Raw genomic sequence first — 11,509 nt, forward strand, 5'->3', positions numbered from 1 at the left:
AATCAGTTTTTAGAATGGACATATTATTAAATGTTACTGCGGATAAAAAAATACAGGAAGAAATTACAATTTCTGGTTCTAAAAGTGAATCGAACAGATTACTGATTTTACAAAACTTATTTCCAGAAATTACAATCGAAAACTTGTCAGATTCAGACGATTCTATTCACATGCAACACGCACTTTCTACCAAAGATGAAATTGTAGATATTGGGCATGCAGGAACAGCAATGCGTTTCTTAACCTCTTATTTTGCTGTAAAAAGTGGAAGAGAAGTGGTATTAACGGGTTCAGAAAGAATGCAAAACAGACCGATTGAAATTTTGGTAAATGCATTAAAAGATTTGGGGGCAGAAATTTCTTATGAAGACAAAGTTGGGTATCCGCCAATTAGAATCAAAGGAAAAAATATTACAACTGCTAAAGTGCAAATTAACGGAAATGTAAGTAGTCAATATATTTCATCAATGTTACTGGTTGCTTCTAAATTAGAAAACGGACTCGAAATTGAATTATTAGGTAAAATTACTTCGATTCCGTATATCAATATGACGTTAAGTTTATTGAATCAATTAGGAATTGAAACGAGTTTCGAAGGAAATAAAATTAAAGTACTTGCGAAGAAATCGATACAAAAACAAACTGTTGTTGTAGAGTCAGATTGGTCTTCTGCAAGTTATTTTTATTCCATAATCGCATCTGCAGAAATTGGTTCAGAAATAAAATTAACGGCATATAAGAAAGAAAGTTTACAAGGAGATTCTTGCTTGGCAGAAATTTATCAACATTTTGGTGTAAGAACTACTTTTGGTCAGAATTTTGTTACCTTAACAAAAGAGAAACCTACAAAGAAAGAAACCTTAGTAATTGCTCTTAAAAATGCGCCAGATATTGCACAAACAATTGCAGTAACTTGCTTTTCTGAAGGAATTTCTTGTGATTTAACAGGTTTGCACACGTTAAAAATTAAAGAAACAGACAGGTTAGAGGCTCTAAAGGAAGAATTAACAAATTTAGGAGCATCGATTTCTGTAACAAATGAAAGTTTACACTTAGGTAAATCATCAGAAATAAACAAGAATATTGCGATTAAAACGTACAACGATCATCGAATGGCAATGGCTTTTGCACCTTTGGCATTAAGAGTTCCTATTAAAATATTAAATGCAGAAGTGGTTACAAAGTCATACCAAAAATTTTGGGAAGACATGCAACAAATTGGTATTAAGTTAGAAGAAGTTTAAATTAAAAGGCGAAACACTTGACAACGCCTATTCCGATATCGTATCTTTGCAGCTTTTAGAAGATACATATATATGAAATTATCGCATTTTGAATTTGAGTTACCAGAAGAATTGTTAGCAATTTATCCTGCTGAACATAGAGATGAATCTCGTTTGATGGTATTAAATAGGGCAGAACAAACTATTGAACACAAACAATTTAAAGACGTTATAGATTACTTTGATGAAGGTGATGTGATGATGTTGAATAACACCAAAGTGTTTCCTGCAAGAATGTTTGGAAACAAAGAAAAAACAGGTGCAAGAATTGAAGTTTTCTTACTAAGAGAATTAAATGCAGAAAATAGATTGTGGGACGTTTTAGTAGATCCTGCAAGGAAAATTAGAATCGGAAACAAATTATTCTTTGGTGAAGATGATAGTTTAGTAGCAGAAGTAATAGACAATACAACTTCTAGAGGTAGAACTTTACGTTTTTTATATGATGGTTCTTATGAAGAATTTAGAGCAAAATTATTAGAATTGGGGCAAACACCATTGCCTAAAGCTATTGATAGAGAGGTAGAAGCATCAGACAAAGAAAGATATCAAACTATTTTTGCAAAGCATGAAGGGGCTGTAGCAGCACCAAGTGCAGGTTTGCATTTTTCTAAACATTTATTAAAACGTTTAGAAATTAAAGGAGTAGATTTTGCAGAAATGACTTTACATGTTGGTTTAGGTACATTTAGCGCTGTTGAGGTAGAAGATTTATCGAAGCATAAAATGGATTCTGAGCAAATTGTAATTCCTGAAGCAACTGCGACAATGATTAACAAAGCGAAGAAAGAAAAAAGAAGAATTTGTGCTGTAGGTACTACTGTAATGAGAACTGTAGAATCTTCTGTTTCTTCTAAGCATGAATTAAATGCATTTGAAGGGTGGACAAATAAATTTATTTTTCCTCCGCATGAATTTAGTATTGCCACTGCAATGATTACTAATTTTCACGAACCAAAATCTACGTTGCTTATGCAAGCTGCAGCTTTTGGTGGATTTGATTTTGTAATGGATGCGTACAAAGTAGCAATTAAAGAAGGTTATAAATTCTCTACGTACGGAGATGCTATGCTAATTATATAATTCAATTTTTTATTGAAACATTAAAACCTCGCATTTTTAATGCGAGGTTTTGTATTTTTGCAAAATAATGGAAGTTAAAAAAAGAGACATAAGAGCATTAACAAAAGAAGAATTAAGATTCTTCTTTGTTGAAAATAATGACAAAGCTTTTCGTGGGAATCAGGTGTATGAATGGCTTTGGAGCAAGTCTTTGCATACGTTTGAAGCCATGACAAATATTTCTAAAGAAACTAGAGAGATGTTGGCGGCAAATTTTGTTATCAATCATATTAAAGTAGATTCCATGCAAAAAAGTAAGGATGGAACTATTAAAAACGGAATTAAATTACACGATGGCTTAATTGTTGAATCTGTATTAATTCCAACAGAAAAAAGAACAACAGCCTGTGTTTCTAGTCAGGTTGGTTGTAGTTTAGATTGTAAATTCTGCGCAACGTCACGTTTAAAAAGAATGCGGAATCTAAATCCGGATGAGATTTACGATCAAGTTGTAGTTATAGACAAACAAAGTAGATTATATTTCAATCATAAATTATCAAATATTGTTTTTATGGGAATGGGAGAGCCCCTAATGAACTATAAAAACATGATGAAGTCTATAGAAATGATTACATCTCCTGAAGGTTTAGGAATGTCTTCTAAAAGAATTACCGTTTCTACTTCTGGTGTGCCAAAAATGATAAAAATGATGGCAGATGAAGAAGTGAAATTTAACTTAGCGGTTTCTTTACATTCTGCAATAGATGAAGTGAGAACTTCGATCATGCCATTTAATGCTACGTTTCCGTTAAAAGATTTAAAAGAGTCTTTAGAATATTGGTATGAAAAAACAGGTAGAGCAATTACCTATGAATACATTGTTTGGGACGGAATTAACGATAAAAAAGAAGATATAAAGGCTTTGGTTGCATTTTGTAAAGCAGTGCCTTGTAAAGTGAATTTAATAGAATACAATCCTATTGATGATGGCGAGTTTCAACAAGCACATTCCTCTGCAATAAATAATTATATTTCTAATTTAGAAATGCATGACATTACTGTAAATGTAAGAAGAAGTAGAGGAAAAGATATTGATGCTGCTTGCGGCCAATTGGCAAATAAATCTTAACAGATTTTTAGACCTCAGGAGCAGGCAAAAACGTTAAAGTCTTGTTTATATTTCTTATTTTTGTAAAGCATGAGACCCGTAGAAATAATTAAACTTCCCATTAAAAATGAAATGGAACTCTTTGAAGAAAAGTTCAAAGATTCCATGCTTTCTAAAGTTCCGCTTTTAAATAGAATTACCTATTATATTGTGCGTAGAAAAGGAAAACAAATGCGACCAATGTTTGTTTTTCTAGTTGCAAAAATGGTTTCTAATGGTGGTTTCGATGAAAGAACCTACAGAGGTGCAGCTGTGGTAGAGTTAATTCATACTGCAACGTTGGTACATGATGATGTGGTAGATGATAGTAACAGACGTAGAGGTTTTTTCTCTGTAAATGCCCTCTGGAAAAATAAGATTGCCGTTTTAGTAGGTGATTTTTTATTGTCTAAAGGATTATTATTATCCATAGATAATGAAGATTTCGATTTGCTAAAATTGATTTCTATTGCTGTTCGCGAAATGAGCGAAGGCGAATTACTTCAAATAGAAAAAGCAAGAAAATTAGACATTACAGAAGATATTTATTTTGATATTATTAGAAAAAAAACAGCAACTTTAATTGCCGCTTGTTGCGGTATTGGAGCAGCTTCTGTTGGTGCAAACCAAGATTGTGTTCGGAAAATGAGGAAATTTGGGGAGTATATTGGAGTTGCTTTTCAAATTAAAGATGACTTATTTGATTATTCTGATGAAAAAATAGGAAAACCAACCGGTATCGACATTAAAGAACAAAAAATGACCTTGCCTTTAATTTATACCCTAAATAATTGCTCTAAAAAAGAGAAGTCTTGGTTAATTAATTCGATTAAGAAACATAACAAAGACAAAAAAAGAGTAAAAGAAGTAATTGCTTTTGTGAAGGATAGTGGTGGCATCCAATATACAACCACTAAAATGAACGATTATAAAGACAAAGCTTTGTCAATTTTAGAAGATTTCCCCGAATCTGAATATAAGAGGTCTCTAAAAACAATGATAGATTACGTGGTAGAACGTAAGATTTAATTTGTGAAACCGGTAAGTTTTTCTATTTTTGATACCATTGCGATCAAAATTGAAAACTTCTATGAAAAACAATTACTATTTAGTACCTTTCGTTGTCTTATTTTTTTCGAACGCTTTGTGTTCACAAAATAATTTGGGTTTTAATATGCCTACTTCAAATGCAGAAAGAACACAGAAATGCAACTATTTTTCAAACGCTTTTAAGCAGAAACCTAAAGAAGTTGGTTTTAGTATAAAAAGAGAAGGGAATAAACTTTTTTTTAGTACGAATGATAAGAAATGGTTTTCAAATGTTTTTAAAAAATCTGGAGACGGTGTTGCAATCGATGTGGTGTCTAAAGCTAGGTATGCGTGTGATAAAGAACTAGAAGCTTCTCAAATTAAAGGAACTCTTTTAAAACCTGTTTTTGCACAAAAACTAATGCGAGGTTTTAAAAAAGCGACAACCTCTAACAGTTTTCAAACGTTGGTTGGTACAATTCCTGCAGCGCTACAAAATGAAGAATTAGAATTTAATATTTTATTTCTAAGCAATAAGATACTGTGCAGGTATCAACGGATTTATAATCTAGAATCCTATCCTTGGGATCTGCTAGATATGGGCGTTTATTTAGATTCACTTACCTATAAAGATAAAAAAATAAGTACTTCAGATAAATTTATTACCAAATACAAGACCTTAAAATTTGTTATTCCGTTTGAAAAAAATAAATATGAATACTCGTCTGAAGATATAAAACCTTTGTACGACAGTTTAAAATTAACAGATTTCAATATTAAAAAAATAAACATCAAAGCGTATGCTTCTATAGAAGGCAGCTTAGAAATAAATTTAGAGTTGCAAGAAAAGCGAGCTAATAGTATTGTAACGTCGTTGCAAACTTTTCAGCAACCAAATATGGTTACCGAAATTTCATCTTCAGAAAACTGGGTAGAATTTTTAAATGATGTTTCTAAAACGCCGTACAAGAACTTTAAAAAATTACCGAAGAAAATGATCAAACAAAAAGTGGTTGGTAACGTTTCTAAAGAATTAGAACCGTATTTAAAAAACCATAGAAAAGCTGTAATTACTTTAGATTTAGAGAAGAAAGACAAGTATCAAAACATGTCTAAAGAAAAGTTGGTAAACACTTTTAATGATCTTGTTTCAAAAGAAGATATTAAAGAAGCTTTGGTGGTACAGAATTCTATTTTCGAGAAACTAAAGCTAGAGAGTTCTCCCGATTTATTGCAAGGTTTAAATGTACCAAAACAAGTAAAGTTTGTCCCTATTCTAAATAAAAACAGCATTTTTAAATATGTATTAAATTTAAGTTATGCCAAAATTTCTTACGAAGAATTAAAGAAGTTAGAAAAATTAGCTCCTAAAAATAAAAACATCAAGTACAATTTGGTCGTTGTGAAGTTTATTATCTGGAAAAATAACTGGGAAAAAATCATTGAAAACGACTTTAGAAAAGAGATTGTAAAATTAAAAACATACGGCATTACACAAAACTTAATTGATAGAATGTTGGTGAATTTTCATATTGTAAAAGCAGAAAAAAACATGCGTGCAAGAAAATACGACGCTAAAGATGCATCGGTAGAATTTATTCTGGATACGTATGAAAATTTTAAGCTGTCTAATTATGATTATTTGAGTTTGGCACAGTTTTTAACATATTATTCTAATACAGATGAAGCAACAGAAGTTTTAGATGATAAAGTAAGAACAATTACGGTAGATGAAGATTTGCTCTTTTACTATCTCAATCTAACGATTGTAGATAAATATGCTGTAGAAACTGAGTATTATAGGACGATTATGCTGAATGCAATTGAAATGAATAAAGAGCGATTCTGTAAATTATTTAATTCTTCTTTAGAGAAAGGGGTAACTTTTCAATTATTAGAAAACAAATATTTGAAAGCAACTTATTGTGAGAATTGTGTGAAAGAGTAATGTTTTTTATGAATTGAAAGTCAAAGCATAGAGGGCAAGGAAATTTGGAAGGAGATAAATAGAATCGACTTTAGTTAAGAACTAATTTAGCGATTGTTTTATGCGATTCGCTGCGCAGTTTTTAGTCAGTTTTAATTTCTTATTCATAAACAATTGCTACACCATAAATAGTATCAATGTTTTCTGGATGTAATGTTTTCATTGTTTCAAAATAGTCTTTCATAAAGTTGTTTAAATCGACTAAACCATCTGTAAAGTAATGGATTTTGTCTTTATTGTGGGAAATTTGTAGCGTTCCATAATCTTTATTTTCAGATTTTTGTCGGTTAATATTCCGCTTAAAAAATTCCTCAATTTTCCAAATGGTGTCTGTTTGAGCGATTTCTTTTTCGTACACGAGTTTCCATTCAGTATTATTGTCGAAAGTTTCGTCTTTATATGCTGTTCGAATCTTAATTAAATTAGATTTTTTTGTTATTTCAATTCTTTCTGCTCCTTTATATGTACAAACTGAATGATCAAACCAAACGTTGATGGTATCCAGTTCCGACATTTTTTTCTTGAAATCTATTAGGTCCGTTTTTAGATTAAATTCAGCTTTAGGAAATTCCATTCTTTTTTCAGTTCTTTTTTTACAAGAAGCCAAAATTAAAGTTAGCATTAATATTTTGAGTACGTTTTTCAAATTGAGTAGAATGAGTTTACAACTCTAGTAATTCCTCTACAAACTCTCTAGAATTAGATAATCTTGGTACTTTATGCTGGCCACCTAATTTGTTCTTTTTCTTTAACCAGCTATAAAACAAACCATCTTTTGCTTGGTGTACTTTCGGTGCCATTAAAGTAATATTCAAATAACGTTTAGCTTCATAATCTGAATTGATAGACTTTAAAGCATTGTCTAAAACTTCAGAAAAATACCCTATAGAATCTGGTTTTTTACTAAACTCTATAATCCATTCATGTCCGCCTTTTTCTTTTCCTTGCATAAAAATAGGGCCAACGGTATAATCGGAGATGGCAGCAGAAGCTTTCTCACACGCAAGTTTTAAAGCATCTTCTACGTTTTCTATATTTAACTCTTCGCCAAAAACGTTTATATAATGTTTTGTACGTCCTGTAATTTTAATTCGATAAGGATCTAGCGAAGTAAAACGAATGGTATCTCCAATTAAATAACGCCACAATCCGCCATTTGTAGTAATTATCAAAGCATAATCTGTATCTTTTTTAACAGCTGCAAGTGTTATTGTTTTAGAATCTTCACCATGATATGCGCTCATAGGAATAAACTCATAGAAAATTCCGTAATCTAACATTAACAATAATTCTTTGGAATGGTTTCTATCTTGAATCGCGAAAAAACCTTCCGATGCATTGTAAATTTCGTAGTATTTAAAAGTTGATTTAGGAATGATTTTCTTGTATTGTTCTCGATACGGATTAAAGTTTACGCCTCCGTGAAAATACACTTCTAAATTTGGCCAGACTTCTAAAATGTTCTCTTTCCCTGTTCTTTCTAAAACACGATTTAGCAATACCAACATCCAACTTGGTACGCCCGCTAAACTTGTAATATTTTCGTTGATGGTTTCATCAATAATTGCATCCATTTTGGTTTCCCAATCGCTCATTAAAGCAACTTCCTGACTAGGAGCAGAGCTAAAGTCTGCCCAAAAAGGCATGTTTTCTATAATAATTGCAGACAAGTCGCCAAAGTGAGAACCATTGTCTTGGTACACTTCCGAACTACCGCCCAAACGCAGCCCTTTCCCTGTAAATAATTGTGTTTTTGGGTTGTTATTTATGTAATTGCATAACATGTCTTTACCCGCTTTTAAGTGGCAATACTCTAAAGCATCATCAGAAACAGGAATAAATTTACTTTTAGCATTGGTGGTTCCGCTAGATTTTGCAAACCATTTTATTTCTGAAGGCCAAAATAAATTCTGTTCTCCTCTTCTACAGCGCTCAATTAAAGGTTCGAAAGTTTCATATTTCTGAATGGGAACATTTGCTGCAAAATCGGTATGATTCTTTATGTTCGCAAAATCATTCTCCTTTCCGAATTGGGTGTTTTTAGCAGTATTTACCAGTTTTAGCAGCAACTCATTTTGTACATCGATTGGGTATTTTAAAAATAACTCAATTTGGTGTTTTCGTTTCTTCAAAAACCAAGAAATTATAGAATTGATAATCTGAAAAGCCATAGAAATTCGTAAGTTTGTTTCGGACGATTTTAGAACAGTGATCGTTTTAAAACCAAAGTCTAAAAATACTAAAATTTGTGCGATGATCTACCAAGGAGTTTTAAAAAAAATGATGACCGAAAATGCTGATGAAATTCAGTATTATTTAGATATGAAAACTGATTTTTTAAACATGAATCAGCTACTAAATAAAGAGATTTCCTTAAATTTTGTGACGTATGAATGTCTAAACTGCCATTTAGAAAAGCAAATTTACAGACAAGGTTTTTGTAAGTCTTGTTTTTTTGATACCCCGAATGCTGGCGATTGGATTATGCGACCAGAATTAAGTAAAGCGCATTTAGATGAAGAAGACAGAGATTTAACGTATGAAAAAGCGGTGCAATTACAACCGCATATTGTCTATTTAGCCAATTCGGGTAATGTAAAAGTAGGGGTTACTAGAAAAACGCAAGTGCCAACACGTTGGATAGATCAAGGGGCACATGAAGCCATAGAAATAGTAGAAGTGCCCAACAGGTATTTGGCAGGAATTACAGAAGTTGCTTTAAAAGAACATGTGGGCGATAAAACCAATTGGCGTAAAATGCTAAAGAATGATATTGAAGACGTGAACTTGGTGGAGTGGAGAGAAAAATTGAAGGAATTTATACCCGAAGAAGCAAAAGAATATTTTATTGAAAATAATGCTGAAACGAATTTAAAGTTTCCTGTTTTAAAATATCCTTTGAAACCTAAAAGTTTAAATTTAATAAAAACACCCACGTATAAAGGAAAACTTATTGGAATAAAAGGACAGTATCTAATTTTTGAAGATGAAACTGTTTTTAATGTAAGAAGTAATGAAGGTTTGGTGGTTTCTGTAGAGGTATAGATGTTCAGCTTGTCGAAGCGTTTCTTAATCACTTCGACAAGCGTAGGCTGTTATTCGGTGAAACTACTAGCGGTCTCCAGTCAACTTTTCTAAAACACGCTCTACGCCAAAATTATCATTATTTTCTGTAGCATAATTTGCAATTGCTGTAATGTCTTTATGCGCATTTCCCATAGAAAAACTAAAATCTGCTTCTTGTAACATTTCGATGTCATTGTGATAATCACCAAAAACCATCGTTTCTTCTTTAGAAATGTTTAAAAGTTGTTGTACTGCTCTTAAAGCACTTCCTTTATTGGCATTACCCTCTGAGATATCTAGCCAATTTTGGCCAGAAACTTTTAGTAAATAAGCGTCTTTTAAGTGTTTCAATTCCTCATAAATAAATTCTTCCGAAGAAACAAAATGAAATACGGCTATTTTAAGGATTGGTATTGTTTTAGCAACTTCCATAAGATTAGCTACAGTTTCAAAACTATGATAATACTCTTGAAAGAGGTGAAAGAATTTTTCATCTTTACTTTCTATGTAGGCCTTTTCTTGAGTGCATAAAACAATATTAGCACCTTCAATATTTCTTAAAACAGGAAGAATTGCTGTGACTTTTTCGCTGTTTAAAGACTTTAAAAGGAGCAGTTCTTCTCCTTTTTTAGCAATGGCACCATTCTCTGCAATTACAAAAATTTCTTCTTTAATAGTGGCTAACTTATCTACAATACTGTTGTATTGTCTGCCGCTTGCTGCGCAAAAAAGGATGTTTTGTTGTTGTAGTTTTTTAAAAAGTTCAAAAAAAAGAGGACTGACTTCGTTTTTAGAGTTTAGTAGTGTTCCATCCATGTCAGAAACCACTAGTTTTACTTTGTTTAAATCCATTTATTAAGACTTCTTGGTCGAGTTGCGTTCTACTAAATCGGTTTTTATAATTACCGTTTTTGGGCCTTCTTTTTCTTCAGACTTATTCTCTAATCTGTCAATTAGTAGTTTTGCAGCAGTTGCGCCCATTTTCTCTCCGTGTTGACTTACCGTAGTCATTTTTGGTTGAGAGTGTCTTGCTAAAATTCCGTTAGAAAAACACACGACAGCAAAATTCTCGGGTACTTTAAGGCCTCTTTTTTGAGCTATTTTCATCGCTGCAATAGCAGAAGATTCATCCGTAGCAATAACGGCATCAATTTCATTTGCATCAAATATTGGTGCTAAAATACTTTCATATTTTTTATAATCTTCTTCTAAAATATTTATAATTAGGTTGTCGTTTATTGGCAAACCTGCTTTTTCTAATCCTTTAATATAACCTTGATGTCTTTTTTTACCTATTTCTAAATTACTAATTGTAGAAATAAAAGCAATGTTTTTACTACCAGATTTTGCTAAATACTTTACTGTTTTCGAGGCTCCTTTAAAATCATCTGTAATTACTTTGTCGCAATTTATAGGTTCTGCAACTCTATCAAACATTACTATTGGCGTTCCGTTTTCTAAAATCTCTTCACAATGTTTAAAGTCGTTTTTTAAAATTGTTTCTTCTGCCAAAGAAAGAATAAAACCATCAATACTTCCGTTAGAAAGCATTTCCATTGTTTCTACTTCTTTCGCAAAAGATTCGTTAGAAATACAAGAAATTATTTTATAACCCTTTTCATTTGCTACTTTTTCAATCCCATTAAAAACTTGCGCAAAAAAATAGTTTAACATGTTCGGAATTATGATTCCAATCGTTTTAGTCTGTCTGTTTTTTAAACTTAACGCATTAAAGTTTGGTTTGTAATTTTGCTCTTTGGCGTATTTTTTAATTTTTTCTTTGGTGCTTACGCTTATTTCATAACTGTCGTTTAAGGCTTTAGAAACCGTTGAGATAGAAACGCTAAATTCTTTAGCGATGTCTTTTATGGTAAGTCTTTTCATGTGGTTAAAATATAGTTCACTAAAATACAACAAACAGATTAGATATGAGGA

At 31.8% G+C, this 11,509-nt stretch carries 10 protein-coding genes; 6 read left to right on the forward strand and 4 right to left on the reverse strand.

What is annotated here, in order from left to right:
- The first annotated feature begins 14 nt into the window (after positions 1-14).
- The 5 genes from ES045_RS09330 (at position 15) to ES045_RS09350 (ending at position 6,469) form a co-directional block, all read left to right on the forward strand.
- A complete protein-coding gene (locus tag ES045_RS09330; protein ID WP_147115767.1) occupies positions 15-1,244 on the forward strand; it encodes a 3-phosphoshikimate 1-carboxyvinyltransferase in 1,230 nt (409 codons plus the stop codon).
- 72 nt (positions 1,245-1,316) lie between these two features.
- Positions 1,317-2,366 carry a tRNA preQ1(34) S-adenosylmethionine ribosyltransferase-isomerase QueA gene (queA, locus tag ES045_RS09335; protein WP_147115769.1) on the forward strand — a complete coding sequence of 350 codons (1,050 nt, stop codon included), beginning with the start codon at positions 1,317-1,319 and terminating at the stop codon, positions 2,364-2,366.
- Positions 2,367-2,433: 67 nt separating this feature from the next.
- Positions 2,434-3,474: a 23S rRNA (adenine(2503)-C(2))-methyltransferase RlmN gene (rlmN, locus tag ES045_RS09340; protein WP_147115771.1), complete on the forward strand. Its 1,041-nt coding sequence runs from the start codon at positions 2,434-2,436 to the stop codon at positions 3,472-3,474.
- Between the two features lie 69 nt (positions 3,475-3,543).
- On the forward strand, positions 3,544-4,521 hold the full coding sequence (locus tag ES045_RS09345) for a polyprenyl synthetase family protein (RefSeq protein WP_147115773.1): 978 nt from the start codon (positions 3,544-3,546) through the stop codon (positions 4,519-4,521).
- A gap of 61 nt (positions 4,522-4,582) precedes the next feature.
- Positions 4,583-6,469: a hypothetical protein gene (locus tag ES045_RS09350; protein ID WP_147115775.1), complete on the forward strand. Its 1,887-nt coding sequence runs from the start codon at positions 4,583-4,585 to the stop codon at positions 6,467-6,469.
- A 139-nt stretch (positions 6,470-6,608) separates the two neighbouring features.
- Here the strand turns inward: ES045_RS09350 and ES045_RS09355 are convergent, their stop codons facing one another.
- Entirely contained in the window at positions 6,609-7,130 is a 522-nt protein-coding gene (locus tag ES045_RS09355) for a hypothetical protein (protein WP_147115777.1), read from the reverse strand.
- Between the two features lie 40 nt (positions 7,131-7,170).
- On the reverse strand, positions 7,171-8,679 hold the full coding sequence (locus tag ES045_RS09360; protein ID WP_147115779.1) for a GH3 auxin-responsive promoter family protein: 1,509 nt from the start codon (positions 8,677-8,679) through the stop codon (positions 7,171-7,173).
- Positions 8,680-8,761: 82 nt separating this feature from the next.
- Between ES045_RS09360 and ES045_RS09365 the strand changes: the two genes are divergently transcribed.
- On the forward strand, positions 8,762-9,553 hold the full coding sequence (locus ES045_RS09365) for a DUF2797 domain-containing protein (RefSeq protein WP_189663067.1): 792 nt from the start codon (positions 8,762-8,764) through the stop codon (positions 9,551-9,553).
- A 66-nt stretch (positions 9,554-9,619) separates the two neighbouring features.
- On the opposite strand, the gene ES045_RS09370 is transcribed toward ES045_RS09365, so the two are convergent.
- Positions 9,620-10,426: an HAD family hydrolase gene (locus ES045_RS09370; protein ID WP_147115784.1), complete on the reverse strand. Its 807-nt coding sequence runs from the start codon at positions 10,424-10,426 to the stop codon at positions 9,620-9,622.
- A gap of 3 nt (positions 10,427-10,429) precedes the next feature.
- A complete protein-coding gene (locus ES045_RS09375) occupies positions 10,430-11,458 on the reverse strand; it encodes a LacI family DNA-binding transcriptional regulator (protein ID WP_147115786.1) in 1,029 nt (342 codons plus the stop codon).
- Positions 11,459-11,509: the final 51 nt, after the last annotated feature.

This window comes from Polaribacter sp. IC073, from assembly GCF_007997075.1.
Lineage (GTDB): Bacteria > Bacteroidota > Bacteroidia > Flavobacteriales > Flavobacteriaceae > Polaribacter.